The organism is Acinetobacter sp. ATCC 27244, assembly GCF_000156555.1.
GTDB classification, from domain to species: Bacteria; Pseudomonadota; Gammaproteobacteria; order Pseudomonadales; family Moraxellaceae; genus Acinetobacter; species Acinetobacter haemolyticus.
The window spans coordinates 17,277-37,425 of the sequence record NZ_GG665950.1 but is presented as its reverse complement, the minus strand read 5'-3'; the positions used below and the strand labels follow the sequence as shown (position 1 = coordinate 37,425).

General features: G+C 38.8%; 14 protein-coding genes, 1 tRNA gene and 3 pseudogenes. 5 read left to right on the top strand and 13 right to left on the bottom strand.

From position 1 onward, the window contains the following. A pseudogene (locus HMPREF0023_RS02295) lies at positions 1 to 262 on the bottom strand (GIY-YIG nuclease family protein); the annotation flags it as partial. A 97-nt stretch (positions 263 to 359) separates the two neighbouring features. Beyond that, positions 360 to 513: pseudogene (locus HMPREF0023_RS16835) on the bottom strand (HNH endonuclease); the annotation flags it as partial. Positions 514 to 577: 64 nt separating this feature from the next. On the opposite strand from HMPREF0023_RS16835, the gene HMPREF0023_RS02290 reads away from it, so the two are divergent. Next, a tRNA-Thr gene (locus HMPREF0023_RS02290) sits at positions 578 to 653 on the top strand. Between the two features lie 49 nt (positions 654 to 702). Here the strand turns inward: HMPREF0023_RS02290 and HMPREF0023_RS02285 are convergent. The 3 genes from HMPREF0023_RS02285 to HMPREF0023_RS02275 all read right to left on the bottom strand — a co-directional run bounded on the left by HMPREF0023_RS02285 (position 703) and on the right by HMPREF0023_RS02275 (position 4,126). Then, positions 703 to 1,530: an SAM-dependent methyltransferase gene (locus HMPREF0023_RS02285; protein ID WP_008941079.1), complete on the bottom strand. Its 828-nt coding sequence runs from the start codon at positions 1,528 to 1,530 to the stop codon at positions 703 to 705. A gap of 1 nt (position 1,531) precedes the next feature. Further along, on the bottom strand, positions 1,532 to 2,830 hold the full coding sequence (locus tag HMPREF0023_RS02280) for an FAD-dependent oxidoreductase (protein WP_005088626.1): 1,299 nt from the start codon (positions 2,828 to 2,830) through the stop codon (positions 1,532 to 1,534). A 435-nt stretch (positions 2,831 to 3,265) separates the two neighbouring features. Next, a complete protein-coding gene (locus HMPREF0023_RS02275; protein WP_005088628.1) occupies positions 3,266 to 4,126 on the bottom strand; it encodes a pirin family protein in 861 nt (286 codons plus the stop codon). A gap of 285 nt (positions 4,127 to 4,411) precedes the next feature. On the opposite strand from HMPREF0023_RS02275, the gene ycaC reads away from it, so the two are divergent. Then, on the top strand, positions 4,412 to 5,038 hold the full coding sequence (gene ycaC / locus HMPREF0023_RS02270) for an isochorismate family cysteine hydrolase YcaC (protein WP_004641467.1): 627 nt from the start codon (positions 4,412 to 4,414) through the stop codon (positions 5,036 to 5,038). A 23-nt stretch (positions 5,039 to 5,061) separates the two neighbouring features. Next, positions 5,062 to 6,042 (top strand): LysR substrate-binding domain-containing protein, encoded by a 981-nt coding sequence (locus HMPREF0023_RS02265; protein ID WP_171057917.1) that lies wholly within the window; start codon positions 5,062 to 5,064, stop codon positions 6,040 to 6,042. A 62-nt stretch (positions 6,043 to 6,104) separates the two neighbouring features. Here HMPREF0023_RS02265 and HMPREF0023_RS02260 read toward each other — a convergent pair whose 3' ends face one another. Continuing rightward, positions 6,105 to 7,553 carry an NAD-dependent succinate-semialdehyde dehydrogenase gene (locus tag HMPREF0023_RS02260; protein ID WP_008941077.1) on the bottom strand — a complete coding sequence of 483 codons (1,449 nt, stop codon included), beginning with the start codon at positions 7,551 to 7,553 and terminating at the stop codon, positions 6,105 to 6,107. Beyond that, the gene (gabT, locus tag HMPREF0023_RS02255; protein WP_008941076.1) at positions 7,550 to 8,842 is read right to left on the bottom strand and encodes a 4-aminobutyrate--2-oxoglutarate transaminase; all 1,293 of its coding nucleotides are present in this window, start codon (positions 8,840 to 8,842) and stop codon (positions 7,550 to 7,552) included. Before gabT ends, HMPREF0023_RS02260 begins: the two co-directional genes overlap by 4 nt. A 154-nt stretch (positions 8,843 to 8,996) precedes the next feature. Between gabT and HMPREF0023_RS02250 the strand changes: the two genes are divergently transcribed. Next, entirely contained in the window at positions 8,997 to 10,499 is a 1,503-nt protein-coding gene (locus tag HMPREF0023_RS02250; protein ID WP_008941075.1) for a PLP-dependent aminotransferase family protein, read from the top strand. Positions 10,500 to 10,556: 57 nt separating this feature from the next. On the opposite strand, the gene HMPREF0023_RS02245 is transcribed toward HMPREF0023_RS02250, so the two are convergent. Beyond that, complete coding sequence (locus HMPREF0023_RS02245) at positions 10,557 to 11,990, bottom strand: amino acid permease (RefSeq protein WP_017396719.1); 1,434 nt, start codon at positions 11,988 to 11,990, stop codon at positions 10,557 to 10,559. 886 nt (positions 11,991 to 12,876) lie between these two features. After that, complete coding sequence (locus tag HMPREF0023_RS02240) at positions 12,877 to 14,331, bottom strand: ATP-binding protein (protein ID WP_008941072.1); 1,455 nt, start codon at positions 14,329 to 14,331, stop codon at positions 12,877 to 12,879. Positions 14,332 to 14,764: 433 nt separating this feature from the next. On the opposite strand from HMPREF0023_RS02240, the gene HMPREF0023_RS02235 reads away from it, so the two are divergent. Continuing rightward, positions 14,765 to 15,316 carry a recombinase family protein gene (locus HMPREF0023_RS02235; RefSeq protein ID WP_008941071.1) on the top strand — a complete coding sequence of 184 codons (552 nt, stop codon included), beginning with the start codon at positions 14,765 to 14,767 and terminating at the stop codon, positions 15,314 to 15,316. Positions 15,317 to 15,324: 8 nt separating this feature from the next. Here HMPREF0023_RS02235 and HMPREF0023_RS02230 read toward each other — a convergent pair whose 3' ends face one another. The 4 genes and pseudogenes from HMPREF0023_RS02230 to HMPREF0023_RS02210 form a co-directional block, all read right to left on the bottom strand. Next, positions 15,325 to 16,524, bottom strand: coding sequence for a reverse transcriptase domain-containing protein (locus HMPREF0023_RS02230; RefSeq protein ID WP_008941070.1), 1,200 nt, complete (start codon positions 16,522 to 16,524; stop codon positions 15,325 to 15,327). A gap of 709 nt (positions 16,525 to 17,233) precedes the next feature. Continuing rightward, positions 17,234 to 18,436 carry a type ISP restriction/modification enzyme gene (locus HMPREF0023_RS02225; RefSeq protein WP_008941068.1) on the bottom strand — a complete coding sequence of 401 codons (1,203 nt, stop codon included), beginning with the start codon at positions 18,434 to 18,436 and terminating at the stop codon, positions 17,234 to 17,236. A gap of 30 nt (positions 18,437 to 18,466) precedes the next feature. After that, positions 18,467 to 19,179: pseudogene (locus tag HMPREF0023_RS16125) on the bottom strand (IS5 family transposase). Between the two features lie 77 nt (positions 19,180 to 19,256). Beyond that, positions 19,257 to 20,149 (bottom strand): Eco57I restriction-modification methylase domain-containing protein (locus HMPREF0023_RS02210; RefSeq protein WP_008941067.1); only part of this gene is annotated, 893 nt, incomplete at its 5' end.

Below are 20,149 nucleotides of genomic sequence, written 5' to 3'. Positions count from 1 at the left end.
TATAGTCATGGTGTTGCATTCTCTGAATTCCATTCACAGTTTCCCCAACATAAACGCTATATCTTCCTTCTAGCTCTTGAGACTTACTAATAAGAAAATAAATTCCTGAACCATATGCATCTTCTTTCTCAAGCAATTGTTTCAGACTAGCTCTCGGTGCTGCATACACATAGCCAGTCCAATTCATTAGCTCTGCTCTAACAATTCCATTATGCTGTCCATCAACATAAAACAGACGAATTTGGCGACCACGTTTTTGCATTCTTCCCTTTCCAATCAAGATGGTTATAAACCAATCAATCTAAAATATTTCTTAATTATTTTTATCAACTTATAAGATTATCATCAACACACAATTTTTACATTAAACTCCACAACAAATATCCATTCTCTTTAGCCTGCCGATATGCCCAGCTTGTAACACCATGTGATCTTTCAATATTTGTCAGAAAACCCAGCTTTGATAACTCCTCTGTAATAAGTCTATCTAAAGTTTTGATTTCGCTCTCGCCAAGATTTAATTGCTCATTTTTTCGCTTGTCTTTTTAGCTAAATTAGGTAAAATGCTCGCCACGTTGCCGGCATAGCTCAGTTGGTAGAGCAACTGACTTGTAATCAGTAGGTCCACAGTTCGAATCCGTGTGCCGGCACCATCAAATTCAAAAAAGGCTTAAACTTTCAGGTTTAAGCCTTTTTTATTGCCTAGCTTTTCACTGCACTGATCTGAACATAACGCACCAAACCATCTCGGTAGAGTTTTCGGCACAGCTTGGCAGTCATATTGATTTTCAACTGAGCAAAGTCCAATACTTTTTTTTCAATTTGCTGCATTTCAATATATCGCGCAAAACCATCCAATACCGCTTCAGAAAAGTCCTGAATCTTGACCTGAGTCAAACCATGTCGCTCCAAAGTTTGCGCAAGCTGCGGTTCACTCATTAAATGCTGCCAATCAACATCCGCCCCTTTTAACAACAAACGATATTGTTGCTTTTGCATATAAGAACACTGTTGCCACGCGTCAGACCACATTAAATAGTGAAAAACAATACGACCTTTTGAATTTAAAACGGGAATGGCTGAATCTAGAAATGAATTCAAATGACTGTGATACGCCGCATCAATGCAGATCACGGCATCAAATGAATTTAAAAAATGAAGGGTGTTTAAATTCAAAAAAGATTGGCAATAACTTTCAACCTGCGGCAAGTTTTTTTGAATTCGTTCAACGCAGCCGGGTTGTAATTCAATTGCACAGAGCTGTTCGACGTGATAACGCTTGAGCCAATGCAACACACTCGCACCTTGCCCACAGCCGAGGTCTAAAACACGATCCTGCTGTTGCAATTGGATCGAATCTGCGGCTTGATCAGCGAGACTTTGGCATGCGAGTGGATAATCATCATATTGTGCTTGCCAATATCCTAAATTACTCCAAGCAAGCGTGGCATCATCACCGAGCCGTTTGGCATCAATGGCATACTTATGCCCAATGAATTTTTCAATCCATCCCTGCTTGAAGCGGGTCATCTTAGTAACCGAGTTCAGGTGCAACGGTAACCTTCGGTTTAAGCCCAACAAAAGGTAACGGCGCACCTAAAATTTCAGAGATATGCATCGCCGAAGTCACCGCTGATTCCAAGATTGGCAGACCATCACATGACCAAGAACCACAGTAGAAAACTTTACGATTTTGGTCTAAATGACGTTGCTGAATTTGCTTATTCAACGCCACCGTTTCTGAGTCCACCACCGCACGAGTAAGTTTTACTTTAGAAATAATTTTCTTTGGATCAATATCAATCACAGGACACCATGTTTGGAACACGGCATTTTTACCCACTAGAGTTGGTTCAATCGCGTTGATCCACACCGTAAACTGCTGACGAGTAAATTTACGATCCATCATATAGCTCAACACAGCCCAGTCTTTTCGGCGTGGTGGCATGACCACAGGATCGGTATGAATGACCAAATCCCCTTGTTCAAATCTGAATTTCTTTAACAAGGCAATATCTTCAGCAAATTGTGGCTGTTTCAAGAAATTCTCAATCGCAGGAGTAGGTGTTGCGATGACCACACGATCAAACAACTGGCTTTGACCGAGTGCATTTTCTACCAAAATCTTGTCGCCTTGCTCTTCGACTTTCTCAACCGCAGCGCCACTATGGATCTCGATCCCCTCAATCAAGCGGCTGACCAAAGCGGGTGTTCCGCCTTTCATTCGCAGTAACGCTTCACCTTCGGTCAATTGGCGAATAAATTCTAATAAGGGTTTCGCTGGCCATTCTCCAATGGTTTTTGGATGGCAGGTACAAATGGTATAGAGAACTGGCATGACCGTTCCATGCCAAAACACTTCTTCAATATGGTACTGATTCATAAACTCAGCAAGCGTAATGTCTTGATTCTCAGATTTAAAGAACTGATTGACGGCTGTTTTAAGCTGCAACATTCCTTTGACCAAGCGCCAACCGTATTGCTGAATACCTTTGCGGTTATTAATAATCGGAAAATTACCGATACGACTACGAGAGGTTGTCAACCATGTGTCTGTTCTATCTTCAAATAACCAACTGCATGCCATAAAGGTACGGACAGGAAAAGTTTCTATGCCTAGATAACTGGCTAAACTTAACGTGTTCTTCCAAAGCTTTGGATTCATCACACGCAATGGAGCATCAATGATACCGCCATCAAAATCTATACTATGGCTATCCATACCCCGACCTGCGAGTGCTTCGAAGATCGTTACTTTATGTCCTGCATCATGTAGGATTCTGGCTGCAGCAAGCCCTGCCATTCCACTGCCGATAATTGCAATATCCAAAATTATGTCCCATCAGTTGATGATTTTTATTGATTATGACCGATCATTAACCTAAACACCTTATTAAAAAATACCAGATTCAGCATTTAAGTCCGACTTTTCTCTAAATATTTTAGCCTACTATGGTTACATTTTATCACAATTCATTTTATTAAGATAAGCAACTGAAATTACTTAATAAATTTCAAAAAAAAGCCAAAAATATACAGATCCTTCTATATTTTTCCATATTTTAGCTTCGAAAGGCTTTGCAAAGTGCAAAATTCAGGCTATTCTGTTTGTACAACAATGAGAACTGAGTCACATAATAAGCTGTATAATTATAAGTGACCTAACATTAAAAAAATCAATAGAGAACGTTATAGCCGAAGCCCATAACTCTAGCGGAGTTATGGGCTTTCTTACATAAACAATTGATAAGTAAAATAATATAGATTACATCACGCCAAATTTACCACTATTGAAATCATGTATCGCTTCGGCAATCTCAGTTTTACTGTTCATGACGAATGGTCCATAACCTTCAATCGGTTCATTGAGTGGCTGACCCGTTAAAATCAAGAATTTACTGTCCTGCTCAGCTTTGATTGAAAAATCAATTTCTTCTCGGCTAAGCACCACTAAACTTGGCGATTGTATCTGTTGTACTTCATTTAAAGTCACCTCACCTGCAAGTAACACCAACAACGTTGTATGGCCTTCAGTCACATAAAAATGATGTTGCTGACCTTCAACAATTGTCCCATCCCAAACATTGACTGGACTGAATGTCGTTGCAGCGCCTTGGGTGTCTTGATATTGCCCAGCAATCACACGTAACTCACTGCCCACATCATCAAGTGCAATACGTTGAATCTGTGCAGCATCAATTGCTTGATACTTGGCAGGGGTCATTTTGGAATGAGCAGGTAGATTTACCCAAAGCTGTACCATTTCAAATAGACCGCCTTGCTCAGCAAAGGCTGGTGAATGAAATTCTTGATGCAAAATCCCACCACCTGCGGTCATCCATTGCACATCACCTGCTTTGATGGTACCACCACCGCCAGCAGAATCTTTATGCGTCACCTCACCTTGATAAGCAATCGTTACCGTTTCGAAGCCACGATGTGGATGAGTACCCACGCCATGCTGAGCGGTGGTTGGTTCAAAGCGATATGGTGCAGCATAATCTAATAGCAAAAATGGGCTAATGCTTTGTCCTAAACGATCATAGGAAAATAGGTTATAGACAGGAAAACCGTCACCTACCCAGTGCATATGTTTATTTTGATAAATACCAACAATCTTTTTCATCTATATACTCCTATAGTGTAGAAGTTCTGATCTTGGTCTTTATTTTACGCCCCTCTATCCAAGGCTTATAGCATCAGTTTGACAACACATTATTCTATATACGGGACAATTCAAGTAATTATCACCAATAAAACTGATACAAATCTTAATCATCCCATTTTTGATATTGTTTATCCTATTTTTTAGACTTCATTCAATTCAATAATTTCACTAGCATGATTCAAAGCAATACAAACAGAGCAAATTAGGCTCATTTTTATTTTACAACAACATGAGGAAACAACGATGGCTCAAGACTATATTCGCCTAGACAAAGATAATGCAGCAGTGCTTTTAGTCGACCACCAAACTGGTTTACTTTCATTGGTTCGTGATATTGATCCAGATAAATTTAAAAACAATGTATTGGCGCTTGCAGATGCCGCAAAATACTTCAATTTGCCGACAATTTTAACCACAAGCTTTGAAAATGGTCCAAATGGTCCACTAGTTCCTGAACTCAAAGAAATGTTCCCAGATGCACCTTATATTGCTCGTCCTGGTCAAATCAATGCATGGGACAATGAAGACTTTGTAAAGGCGGTTAAAGCAACTGGCAAAAAACAATTGATTATTGCAGGTGTTGTGACTGAAGTTTGTGTGGCATTCCCAACACTTTCAGCCCTTGCAGAAGAGTTTGAAGTCTTTGTGATTACCGATGCTTCGGGTACCTTTAACGAATTGACGCGTGATGCAGCTTGGGATCGTATGTCTAAAGCTGGCGCTCAGTTGATGACATGGTTTGGTATGGCGTGTGAGTTACATCGTGACTGGCGTAATGATATCGAAGGTTTAGGTGCATTATTCTCCAATCATATCCCTGATTATCGCAACCTGATCAATAGCTATAATCAAAATACATCACAAAAATAAAATACACACTGAAGATTAGAGTCCTGCATGCGACTCTAATCTTCTCTCGATATAGGACTACATCGACCTTGATTAATTCATTTGATGATTTCCATTATTTCTATCTCGTGGTGAAACACGGTGGCTTTAGTGCTGCCAGTGAGGCAGAACATATTAGTAAGTCAAAGCTCAGTCGTCGAATTATTGAGTTGGAAAACAAATTTAATGTCAGCCTCATCCAACGAACCACACGGCATTTTAAGGTGACTGAACTCGGTCAAGAGTTTTATGAAGAGTGCTGCAAAGTGATTGCACAAGTTGAATGTGCTGAAAATGTGTTACTCAAACAAAAAAGTGAACCTCAAGGTTTGGTCAAAATCAGTTGCCCACCACTGATGATGCATTTCCAAATCCGCAAGTTATTAAATGAATTTCTAAAAGCCTATCCCAAAGTCGAAATTGCCTTAGAGCTGACCAGTCGTCGTGTCGATCTGATGCATGATGATATTGATATCGCCATACGAACCAGCTTTGAACCCAACGAAGACTCAAGTCTCATTGTTCGTGATGTGATTCAGACTGAACATTGTTTGGTTGCTGCACCAGAGCTTTTGCAGGGGCAACACATCCACCATTATTCAGAGTTATCACACTACCCAAGCGTGGCTTTAGGGATCCAAAAAAACCAATATTTTTGGCATCTGTGTCATGTGAAAGATGATAAAAGCGTGGATGTTCCCTATACGCCTCGCGTTAGAAGCAATGATCTTGCGGGAGTATATTATGCTGTCAGTGATGGTCTAGGCATCGCAGATTTGCCCTATTTAACCGTACAAGCTGATATCGAAAAAGGCAAACTGATTCATATCCTACCCGAATGGAAGTCTAATCGAGGTACGGTGCAACTGGTTTATGCATCACGCAAAGGACAACGTTTAGTGGTTGAAAAACTGATTGATACTTTAATCGAAAATTTAAGACGTCTGCCTGAAAGCCAACACCAGCATGGCTATCTTTCGACTTAAAAAACGGTCATGAATGGGCATGACCGCTCTTTAACAAGATTGGATCTTCAAATATCCAAGATCTACTCAGATAGATCCACACAGAGATATTTCATCTCGAGATATTCTTCAATACCAAATTTTGAACCTTCGCGGCCTAGACCTGATTGTTTGACTCCACCGAATGGTGCAACTTCATTTGAAATCGCGCCCGTATTAATGCCAACCATGCCATATTCAAGCGCTTCGCCAACACGCCATTGACGAGCTGCGCTTTGAGTAAACACATAAGCGGCCAAACCAAATTCCGTATCATTTGCCATGGCTACGGCTTCGTCTTCAGTTTTGAAACGGAATAACGGCGCAAGTGGACCAAAGGTCTCTTCTTTAGAGATTTTCATGTCTTGGGTGACGTTGGTGAGTACCGTCGGTTCAAAGAAAGTGCCACCGAGTGCTGAACGCTGACCACCGATACGCACTGTCGCACCTTTTGCAGTGGCATCAGCAATATGTGACTGGACTTTGGCAATCGCATCTTCATCGATCAATGGGCCTTGGGTGGAAGCTTCCTCACGACCATCACCGACTTGTAGCTTAGCCACAGCTTCGACTAAACGATCTGCCAAAGCATCGTAAATACCCTCTTGCACATAAATTCGATTCGCACAGACGCAAGTCTGACCACTATTGCGATATTTGCTCGCCATAATGCCCTGAACCGCTTGATCGAGATTGGCATCATCAAATACCAACACAGGTGCATTACCACCCAATTCGAGCGATAGCTTCTTAATGGTTGGCGCACATTGCTGCATTAAAATGCGACCCACTTGGGTTGAACCTGTGAAGCTCAGCTTGCGCACAATATCGCTCTCGCACAGGGTTTTGCCGACTTCAATCGCATCACCGCTGATATTTAACAAGATATCAGCAGGCAAACCTGCTTTTAGAGCCAGCACTTCCAGTGCATATGCAGTTAAAGGCGTTTGTTCAGCGGGTTTGACCAACATCGAACAACCCGCCGCAATTGCTGGCGCAGCTTTGCGTGTGATCATCGCCGCAGGGAAATTCCACGGCGTGATCGCAGCCGTTACCCCAATCGCTTGTTTAATCACAAGCAAACGTTGATTTGGCAATGTCGGTGTTAAAACCTCACCATCGATACGACGAGCTTGCTCTGCAAACCAACGGATGAATGAAGCCGCGTAACCAATTTCACCTCGTGCTTCAGCCAACGGTTTGCCTTGCTCGGCAGTTAAAATCTGAGCAAGATTTTCTTTATGCTCAAGCATCAACTGATACCACGCCAAAAGCACATCAGCGCGAACTAAAGCAGTTTGCTTTTTCCATACGGCTTGGGCTTGGGCTGAACGCTGAATCGCGGCTTCAACACCTGCACGGTCATAGCTTTTCACCCATGCCAGTGTTTCGCCGGTCGCAGCATCTTTCACTTCGATATCATTATGAGCTGCTGGCGCAGCGAATGAAATATCGGGGTGCTGTAATAAATACTGCAAATTGTTTTGAATCATGCAGATTGCTCCACTGTTTGTACACTGTCTGCTGTTAATGCTGCAAAACCTTGTTTTAAAATATCGAGACCTTGACGGAATTGCTCAGCAGGAATGGTTAACGGATATAGGAAACGAATGACATTACCGTATTTACCACAAGTAAGAATCAATAAACCATGTTCCATTGCATAACTTTGTACTGCTTTTGCTTGCTCCGCTGTTTCTAGCTCGGCAGCGACCATTGAACCCAAAGCACGAATTTGAGTAACAACTTCGCCTGAAGCCTGTTGAATTTCTTTTAAAACAGTAACCAACGCTGTACCTAGCTGATTGGCACGCTCACATAAGTTTTCTTCTTCGATTGCATCAATCACCGCATGCGCAGCAGCAACCGCGATTGGGCTACCTGCATACGTGCCCCCTAAACCGCCTGGGTTTGGCGCATCCATCACTTCAGCACGCCCCACTACACCTGAGATAGGGAAACCTCCCCCCAAACTTTTCGCCATCGTGATCAAATCGGCTTTGGTTTCATAATGATTCATGGCAAATAATTTGCCTGTACGGGCAAAACCAGATTGCACTTCATCTGCAACCAATAAAATACCGTGCTTATCACACAAAGCACGTAAGCGCTTTAAGAATTCAGCAGGTACTACATTAAAACCACCTTCACCTTGTACAGGTTCAAGCACAATTGCCGCGACATCATGCGGGGCAATATCTTCGCTAAAAATATCTTCAACACTTTCAATCGCCGCTGCAACCGAGATGCCCTTTTCTGGCACTGGATAACGCGCATGAAATACACCTGCTGGCATCACACCAAAGTCACGTTTATACGGTGCTGTTTTACCGGTCATTGCCATCGTCATAAATGAACGACCATGGAAACCATTGCCAAACGTAATGATGCCATGACGACCAGTATATGAACGTGCAATCTTCACCGCATTTTCAACAGCTTCTGCACCTGTGGTAAAAAATGCCGTTTTCGCTGCACCTGCGATCGGTGCGCGCTGATTAATGCGTTCAGCCAAAGCCACATAACTTTCATAAGGTGTCACTTGATAAGCCGTATGGGTAAATTTAGTCAGTTGCTCTGTGACAGCAGCGATCACTTTCGGATGGCGATGCCCTGTATTGAGTACTGCAATACCGCCTGCAAAATCGATATATGGTTTACCTTCCTTGTCCCAAATTGTTGCATTTTCAGCTTTTTCTGCATACCACTGACACATCACACCGACACCACGTGGCGTTGCTTGCTGTTTACGTATATTCAGTGCAGAATGTTGAGCGTCCATTTGATTCCCTCATATTTCATCATCAGTTACAGCTTTGGTCTTACATCCTAGGAGTCGATTTTTGGGATGCGATACAATGGCTGCCTATAGCTGTAATTTCGCTTGTCTGATGGCAAGTGACGAGAGCCATTTTTAAACTGTAGGAGAGAGCCAATTGCGTAGCTTACTTGGAGATCATTTACTGCAAAGACTCCAACAAGACACTGAAGGGAAACTACATCAACGTCTTTTCCGTTGTCTGCGCGCTGCAATTATGGATGGTGTGATCCAACCGATGACGCGTCTACCTGCGTCACGTGATTTAGCTAGCGAAATTCATGTCTCTCGAAATACCGTATTGAGTGCTTATGAACAGTTGCAAGCGGAAGGTTATTTAGAAGCACGCACGGGACATGGCACTTGGGTCGCTGAAAAACTGCCTGAAACTTTTTTAAACAGCAGAAATAAAAATAAGAAGGCTGAAATAGCTCATATTGAAAGCTCTTATGCTTTATCACAGCGTGGCTCAAACTTATTGGGTTATGCAGCAGCTTCACCCCATCAATGGGGAGCGTTTGTGCCGGGCGCACCCGATGTAACTGAGTTTCCCCACCATATCTTTAGTCGCATTCAAGCACGTTTGAGTCGTGAACCTGATGTCAATCGGCTAATTTATAGCAATGCAGGGGGATGTATTGAGCTCAGGAGCGCATTGGCAGATTATTTAAAAGTCGCACGCTCTGTGCAATGCGATGCGGATCAGATCATAATCACTGAGGGTATTCACCAAGCCATTGATTTAGTATCTCGTGCACTCAGTGACATCGGGGACCGTGTCTGGATCGAAGATCCTGCCTATTGGGGCATGCGCAACACGCTCAGGATCAATGGTCTGGATATTCAGCCCATGCCTGTCGATGCAGAAGGCATTATTCCTGAAAATAACCCGACCCAGCCGCCAAAATTGATCTTTGTTACACCCTCGCACCAATATCCATTAGGCTCCCATCTCAGTTTAGATCGACGTCGACAATTGATTCATCTTGCACGCCAGCACAACAGTTGGATCGTGGAAGATGATTATGACAGTGAATTTCGATTCTCTGGGCAACCTTATCCAGCCCTGCAAGGCTTAGAACATAACGCCCCCGTGTTATATATGGGCACCTTTAGTAAAACCATTTATCCTTCATTGCGGATCGGTTATTTGGTAGTGCCTAAACCGCTATTTTCACCATTACGCATCGTAGCGGCAGAACTCTATCGTGGTGGACATTTACTGGAACAAAAAGCTTTAGCCGAATTTATTCGTGAAGGTCATTATGAAGCGCATATTCGACGTATGCGCCTATTGTATGGCAAACGTCGGGACTATTTGGTGAGCTTGATTCAACGTTATCTAGGTGCTGCGTTTTTACATGAATACGATGAGGCTGCGGGCTTACATCTGGTTTTAAAACTCCCCGATTATTGTGATGATGTCGCGATTGCAGCAACTGCGCTGGAACGTGGAGTCAAAGTCCGCCCCCTGTCCCAATACTACATGCAATCACATGCCCACGCCCAACGAGGTCTGTTGATGGGCTTTGCCTGTGTCAATGAAAAAGACATGGTGATGGCGTTTGGAGTCTTACTGCAATGTCTACGTGAAGCAAAAGTACCGACGCTTTCCGCATAAATTCAATAAAAAAAGAACCTCGATATGAGGTTCTTCAATTCGCTTCAACGTTTCGGATTAAAGCGATGGCTTTTCTTGAATCATTTCACTTTGTGCGCTCTTTCCCCAGTTGAATTTCTGAACCAGAAAACCTACTGCCACAATAAATAAGGCCAATAATGAAGTATAGGTCACTTCTTTAAAATATGTGCCTTCAATCAACATGGTAATGATCGAACCAATGATCGCAAAAATCACCAGATAAGTCAGCCAAGGAAATAGCCACATTTTAAAATCAATTTTGGCCCCTTCAGCTTCAAGTTTTTTACGCATCCGTAGCTGTGAAAAGGCAATGGTCAAATACACATACAACGCTGCCGTACCCGTTGCCAGCATGAAAATATCATACACATTCATACTCTCTGTGGCGGTCAAAAAAGTTGCGAACAAGGCAAATAAACATGATGCAATTACACCAATGCCTGGACTGCCTTTTTTATTTAAATAACCAAAACTTTTGGGTGCATCACCGCGTTTAGATAATGAAAATAGCATCCGTGAACAGGTATACAAGGCGGAGTTAAAGCAACTACACACTGAGGTCAGCACCACGAAGCTCACAATATGACGTGCTTCAGGAACGCCCAAGGCACTCAAGGTTACACTATAGGTTCCCCATGTCGGGTCTTTTAATAATGGGTTGTTATAGGGAATCAAACATACGGTAATCAACATCGAACCCACATAAAACAACATAATTCGCCATACAATCGAGTTGGATGCTTTGCGGATTTCCTTAGATGGATTTTTCGACTCTGCTGCAGCAACGGTGACTATTTCAGCTCCGATATAGGCAAACATCACCCCAAGTAAAGCGGTAATCACAGAGGAAAAACCATTGGGCATAAAGCCTTGTGCGGTGAGATTACCCACACCTGCGGCAGATACCTCTCCCCAAGGCCAGAGGTGCATAATGGCTAAACTACCGATCACTAAAAAGATCACAATCGCAATGACTTTAATCAATGCAAACCAAAATTCAAACTCACCATAATTCTTAACGTTTTGTAAGTTGATCCAAACCAGTGACCCAATCACCAACAGCATATAGCCCCAAATGGGAATAAAGGGAAACCAGTTATTCAAGATTTTGCCTGCAACATAGGCCTCCCATCCCATGAGTAATGCCCATGAACACCAATATAACCAACCAATGGTAAATCCCGCCCAACGACCAATGGCACGGTCAGCATAAGTTGAAAAAGAGCCACTGTCAGGGTTTTGAACCGCCATTTCCCCTAACATACGCATAATAAATAAAACCAGTAACCCACCTAGGGCATAAGCCAAAACGGCCGCAGGTCCAGCGGAGTAAATCACATTGCCCGAACCGATAAATAATGATCCACCAATCACGCCTGCAATAGAGATCATGGTCAAATGTCGTGATTGCAATCCATGTTTTAAATTTTGGGAGAGATTGGCTTCAGAACCGTGTTGATGTGCTGCCATATCATTTTCCTTAACCTATTGGGGATATTTGCAACCTGAGAACTGTTCATCTCAATGCCCCATATATCCCTAAAAATGGTGTTGTTCAAACCTGCTCTCCTCAAATAAAAGAAAGGACGAATGAACAACGCTTCCGTATGCATACTTGCTATGGCTTTAATTTGTCGTTTTGACTCTGAAGAAACGAGAGCCATTTTTAGAATAAAAGAGAGAGCCAATTGTAAAAATTATGCACAATTTTGGCGAGTTTTATGATCAACTTGGTCTGAGTCGCGATCAGTGAATGATCTTTTTAGGAGAATTTATATAAGGAATAAAGTTGTTGTCGTGGCATAACAAAAGCCCCTTTTCAATCGCTGAAAAGGGGCTTTTTGAGAAACTTGTTCGGTGGATCTACAAGTTAGAATGGATATACACACCAAAAATAAATATATTATTAAATTACAATTAATTATAAATATTTGTAAAGCATTTTGTCAATTTTTTTGTTGTAAATTTAACACTTAAGTATCAATGATCTCTACAGACCAGTCATAAACATTGAATTAGGGACTTTGGTTGTAACAGATCCACTAACCTTGCTTATTCTGATACTAAACTATCTTATCTGGGATAAAACACATAAGATCAATATCTTATCTAAAAAAATTTAACTTGCTTAAGGAGCTAGTCACCTTGCTTATTTAAATTATAGATAAAAAAATTTTTAACCATATGAATTTAAATTATTTTTTAATATAAGTGATAAATACACACTTACCAAATCAAAAGACTAAAAACCTCTATAAAATCAAATATAGAAGTTAGAACTTTGAAATGTTAGTAATTTATGAATGGATCTGACTATCTTTTTTTAAAGAAATTTTTATCCCTAATTTGGACTAAATTACTCTTTTTTGAAAGCATACTTTGCATTAATATCTCTCTTTTTGTTACTTTGTCTTTCAATTAAATTATCATTCATAAAAGCATTCAGATAACTTCTAATTGTATTTTCATTAATTTGTGAGTATTCAGATAACTCTAGTAAAGTTGCACTACCGTTATAAAACAAATAAGATAAAATATTTCTTTGTGTTTCATTATAATTTGGGAATTTACTTTCTATTTCCTTCATTAAGGAAGTATGAATTGTTTTAGAATGATCACTTACTCGATTTTTTAAAGTTAAGAATACATTTCCATTTCGCTCTTTATACTCTGGTAAAGAAAGCATAGACTTTTCCATAGATTCATAAATTCGAGATACGCCCTCATTTAACTGACGTACATAGCCTAGATCTTCAAGCACTCTAGCAATTCTCGGATTACGGGCAAAGCGTTCTGTTTTGATATTATCAATCGTGACTTGAGCAGGTAATGGGCCACTATTGCTTATTTCAATTCGATCATCAAAATGCTTAATATAAATGGGATTACCTTGAATATTATAGGAACGATGACAAAGTGCATTTACAATGCCTTCAAGCCACGCATCTTCTGGATATTCTGGTACTTTTATAAACTTACCTTCCTTAATATCTAAAAAATAATAGTCTCTAAAAGAAGTCTTTAGAAAAAGGCGTAATTCATCAATAAGTCGAGGAATATTATTTTCAAATCTCTCATCTTTGATTACATTGTGTTCTTCTCCTACTTTTGCTTGTACACCTTGATAGCGTACATATCTAACTGAAGCAGAAGGAATATATTTTTCTGGATCTTTTGAAAATAACAAAATAGCTGCTTTTTTAAAGCTACATACATCTTCTTTCTTATTCAACAAATGACGTTTATTTAGTAAATCAAGATAACTCCCTTTGTAATTTAATTTTTCTTGATATGCTAACAATAACTGTTCATCCAAGTCATCCGTATCAAATTCACTAATAACTTCTTCTTCAAAACGACGTATCATTTTATCATATTCAAGTTTTCTTACCCGATCTCTGTCTAATTCACGATTTTGGTCAGATACTCTTAAATAAACTTTCTCATTATCTTTTCGGCAAAAAACTCGTTCTAATTCTTGTTCGACATGGAACAAAAATATCAACTTTTCATCTATGTTAATTTCTTCTAATTCAATCGTACAAGGTGGATCAATAAAGTCAAAAATCAACCTGCGATACGCATCAAGATTGCCTAAACTTTTAAGATCCTGAATTTCGCCCTTATCTGAAACACCAAAAACTAGAATTCCACCATCAGCATTCAACATACCAATGAGTTCTTCTGCAATCTTGGTAGGTTTAATATCCTTTTCGCCTAGACCTTTACGTTCAAAGTACTGATTTTCTTGTTGTGTTTGTAAGTATGTTTGAGTAATGATCGTATTAACCTTAGAAATGGACTTTTCCATTCATACACCTTGCTTATTTTGATGAAAACCTTGCTTAAGCAAAATAATTTCATATAAAACAATTACATAAAATAAAATTACAAACTTGCTTAACAACCCATGTACCTTGCTTAATCTACACCTTTACATCATCAAGTAGATAAAAGTAACTCTGAACTAGGCCTATTATAGTTGATAATCATCTGAAATAGTGAAAGAACAGAACATCCTTCTAAATATAGAATAAACGGTTAGGTAGTACTATTGAGTAAGGTCTCTAAGATCAACAATTTAAATTCACATAATAGATAGGATGAGATGATTACAAGTAATTGTTAATAAAATGGTCGTTTTCTTTACATTTAAAACATGATCCTAGAATTACATTTCTTATTCAAAATAACGTAAAGAAATTGCGATAATAAATCTATGTAAAGTTTAGGTACGTTTTATTATGATTATTGGATATGCTCGGGTCAGTACACATGACCAAAATCTAGATTCACAATTAGATGCACTCCAGAAGGCAGACTGTGAACAAATTTTTCAGGAAAAGATAACAGGAAAAACTAAGGATCGTCCTGAATTGATAAGTTGCTTGAAAGCTCTAAGAAAAGGTGATGTTCTGGTTGTTTGGAAACTTGATCGCCTTGCCCGTTCATTAAAAGATTTAGTCGAGATTATTACTGACTTAAATCAGCGTGAGATAGGCTTTAAATCGCTTACAGAGGCAATTGATACCACCTCTGCTACTGGCAGGCTAGTGTTCCATATTTTTGGAGCATTAGCTGAATTTGAGCATAGTTTAATTCGTGAACGTACCATAGCAGGTTTAGATGCAGCGAGAGCAAGAGGACGTAAAGGTGGGCGCAAACCATCCATGTCTAAAAAAGATATTAAAAAGGCCCAAGCTATGTTACGAGATCCTCAAATTACTAAAACAGAGGTAGCAAAACATTTTGGAGTAAGCCGAGTAACGCTGAATAGCTCACTGAATAAATCTTAGAATTGTTCTTAGTTGCTATCTAACAAGAATTTCATATATTGGGGATGTATTGTCTTAATATCTATCCCTAACCCTTGGAATAGTAAACTAATTGCGTTTTCTTTTTCTATTTGTAGTCTATTATTAAAATCTTTTAAATTTTTGGAATCAGCGTCACTATAACAATGCTGATAGCCTGAAACTATCTGCTCCATCCTAGTTATAGTTTTACTAAAATTTAGCTTCATTTTAATATTACTATTGATATTCGTTAGATGACTTAGACTATCTCTAACATTTTCAATGACATGAGGTGGAATATACCAGTCATATTTTGAATTCTCATATCGTAAGTCTAATCCTAAAAAATTTACTGTTTCCTTTTCAGGAATAATCTGTGTTTTTGACTTTTCATCAATTTCAGGAAGTGTTAAACCTAAGTTACTCAATTCTTGGAAAACTAATTCAAATACATCTTTACACTGCTGTTCGGAATCAAGAAAAAATATCAGATCATCCGCATAACGGACATGTTTATATTTTTGCTTAATAAGCCAATTATCAAAATCATTTAAGTAAAATGATGCTAGTAAAGGTGATAAAGGCATCCCTTGTCTGACACCTTTCCCAATCTTAGACTCAATTAGCTTTTTATGCGTCTTTGCATATTCATGAGGAATACTTGGATCACAGCAAATTATGGATTCAAACAAATAGAGTATGTCAGTTGATATATTTTCTCGTATTTCCTTTAACAAAGTTGACCGAACTAAATTATCAAAAAACGAGGCAATATCTGTTTTTAAAACAAAAGGCTTTGTATTTCTTAAATCTTTTGCCTTTTGTCTTGCTCGAAATATACCTACACCTGAAACAGAAAAATCGTTAGATTTAAGTATAGCTAACTCATGTTTTAAGTTCTGGGCAATGTAATCAATTAAAATCATCTGCACTAGACGATCTCTAACGGTTGGTATGCAGATTAAACGTGGCTTTTTACTAGGATTCTTTTTATTCTCAATAATTACAGGATACAGTTTTTGAAATCTATAGCTTTGAGTTTCAATTAATTTTATTAAAGACTCTAATTGAACATTTAAATTATTCTCAAATTCTTTAATTGAAACATAGTTGGTATGATATTTTTTATCATAATTTTTAATATTTTTTTGTTTGAAAATTTTAAATTTTTCATCAAAATTTTCTTTAACAAAGTCTTTAAAAAACATAATTTTATATCTCTTTCTTCTCCATTGCGTCCTTGTAAAGCTATCTCGCAACGGTTAAAAAGGGACACATCCATTCAAATGGTAATAGCTCTTCTCATCGGTGATAAGACTAGCCAGTCCATCCTCATGGTTCTGTTCTGATGCACATTTCTGTGTTGTCGAGCGAACCAATGGTTTACAACAGTGTGAGCAATTTATTGCCATCTTTTTTCTTGAAATGCTGCTATTAGTATAACATAAAACAACATCGAGAATCAACACAAAAAACTCCACAATTATCAACATAACTACATGATTTTCCTGATAATTTTTTGACGAGAATATCAAAACCAACTGAAACAACCACTTGACAATATAGAGAATATCGGTTCTCCAAACCGCCCGTAGCCCCACGCCCACCATCTTGAAAAAGCCAAGTACCCCCCAAGTAATGATAGCAAGGGGACTGTTACATCCATTCAAATGGTAATAGCTCTTCTCATCGGTGATAAGACTAGCCAGTCCATCCTCATGGTTCTGTTCTGATGCACATTTCTGTGTTGTCGAGCGAACCAATGGTTTACAACAGTGTGAGCAATAGTAGGGTTTTAACCGACCATTTAGATATTTGAAATATATAAGAGTATTTGTATATCAGCAACATAGAATAAACAATGAACTGTAATAAATAGTAAAAAGCCATTTAGATAAATCTAAATGGCTTTTATTTCTAGATATCCAACTTCGGTAAACTTCTCACAATTTTCATTGTTTCCAAGCTGACTGTAATCACACGCAAGAACAAATCCAATGGGTATCTAGCATCACCCATAGTTTCAATTGCCCAATCATTTGCATCGTTTACAATACCACTGTCTTTGTGTGTAGAAACACCTTGACGCTCCATAACCCATTCGAGTGCTGACTTACCATTAACCACATAGTCATACGCCTCTACAGGGATTCCACGAATAGTGATCGCATTGTTATAAACCACTGTATCTTTTTGGTCTTTTTTCGGGAATTTCATTTTAGTCACATAGAAGTCTTTATCTTCTAAATGCTTCAATGATTTATTACCCAAGTCCAATTTGGCTTTGTACGGCTCAACAGTTTCGTAGTTTAAATGCCAATGTGCTAAGTCACGCCCCGCTTTAGAAAACGCCCAAAAATCTTCGGCTTTGTTCACACAAGGGATACGAGGTAATTCTTTAGTAAGATTGTCAGCATAACGACTACGATAATCTTCACTGTGCAATAAACCATACACATAGTAGAAAATATCTTCCTTGCTAATCGTTTCAGTCGGGTAAGCATCTGTGAAATGCTTTAAGCCTGCATCACTAATTGCATCTTTACGATTATATTGACCATCTGAGTTTTGAGCATCGGCTTGGCTAAACAAGTCAGCATCATTAGCTTTTACGGTGTTTTCTTCATAAAGGTAGAGTGGGAAGCATTGACCTTTTTCGATTGTATCTAAGCTTAAGATATTATTGCTGATTATCGTTGAAAATCCTGATCTAGCTCCAATTCCTGAAAGTTGAATTATTAAATTATTCGCATCTGCTGTTGGAAAAATTTGAGGCATCTGTAAAACCATTTCATTTAATCTACGATTAAAATACATCCATGATTTGATAAATGGTCTATATGTAGCACTATAAATCGACTTTCTTTCAAAAGATAATCTTTTATCTTTTTTAAGGTCATTTTTTAAAGCTCTAGTCCAACTAATTTTTGTTGAATCAATATTGATTAACTCACCTACATCCTTATTAGGATTAGCTTTTAGTAGTGGTTGGATACGATTGTTTTCAGCATTATAAAATTCAATTAATTTATGAACATTAGCTTCTAATTTTTGTTGTGAATATTGATAAACCCAAGCATCACGATTGGTTGCTACACCCAGTGAAAAATTATTAAACAAACTAATTGCTGTTTTAGGGTCTGTTGAGAATTACCGAGAGTTAATTAAACTCGCGCACAATTGAATCATGGCTTCAAAACTCGTATCTGTTTTACAACTACGCATCGCTATACGTTTAAATTCTTTTAACTTACAGAAATAGTTTTCAATGAGATGACGCCATTTATACATAATCGTATCAAATGCTCTCATTACTTTTCGATTAGATTTAGGTGGGATCACCACTTTCACTTTACGTTCATTGAGTTCTTGGATGAGCCAATCTGCATCAAATGCTTTATCCGCTAGTAATGCCTGAAAATCAACATCTTCGATTAAAGGTTTGGTTTCTACTAAATCGTGATATTGACCAGGCATTAATCGAAACTTAATGAGGTTGCCTAGACTATCCACTAAGGCAAGAATTTTACAGGTCATTCCACCTCGAGATCTACCTATAGACTGTTTGAAAGTCCCCCTTTTGCACCTTGCCCATGTCGATGAACTTTAACAATCGTTCCATCAATCATGGCGTATTCCAAATCAACATCTTCATTTACAGATGCAAAAATAGTTTCAAATACACCAGCTTTCACCCAATCACGGTATCTTTTAAAGACGGTATTCCATTTACCAAAATGAGCAGGTAGATCACGCCATGGACTGCCTGTACGGGCAATCCAAAGGACTGCTTCTAAAAATAATCGATTATCTTTTCCACTACGACCTCGATCGGTCACTTTACCTAGGCAAAAAGGTTCCATTTTTGCCCATTGGGCATCAGTAAGTATGTATCTATCCATAGTACTATTATAAATTAATCAGTACCCTTTGTTAATTCTCAACAAGCCCTAACTTTCTTATTTCCAATTTCAATAAATTCATTAAAACTATCATCACGTTGGTTTACCCAATCATTATGTGTATCAGGTGTAATGGTCACCCAACCATCAATCGTTGAGATACCATTGATACTAACTAGGTCGGAAATTTTTTCTAATTTTTCATTCCGTGTGAGATCATTACCTATGCTGTGATAATAGATTTGACCTTGCAGCTTAGAATTTGGATTCTTTACAAGAATTGAAATAGCTATACCAGCCATACTTCCACTACCAAAAACATTTTGCCCTTCCTGAGCAAGCCCTTTACTGAGCATATTTTTTCTAATATCACCCTTCAAATTAAATATATGTAGAGAAGAAAACTCATTCATTAGACTTTTTCTAAAACCATCCATAGCTGATTTTTCAATAAATCCACCATTGGTTACAAATCCGATTACACCACGGTCTTTAATACGATCACTTGCCCATCTGAATGCTCGAATATACGAATCATATAAACCTTTGGATAAAGTTGCTTTTGAATATTTTGCGTAAGTTTCTTCGATACGATTATCTAGGAAAGGATATTTTACATTGGCATTATCATCATTTGCGCTGGATTGCCCAATTGAATATGGTGGATTTCCAATTATCACCCGAATATCCAATTCTTTTTGGCGTTTACGTCTTGCACTGTTATCTACTAAAACCTTGCTTACCAAATCTTCTTTTTCGTACATTTCAAAGGTATCGGTTAAGCAAATCCCTTCAAATGGCGTGTATTCCATTTCAGGATTAATGGTTTTGATTTGATCGTGATATACGGTTTCAATGTTGATTGAAGCAATGTAGTACGCTAATAAAACAATCTCATTGGCATGGATTTCATTTTTGTATTTATAGGTGG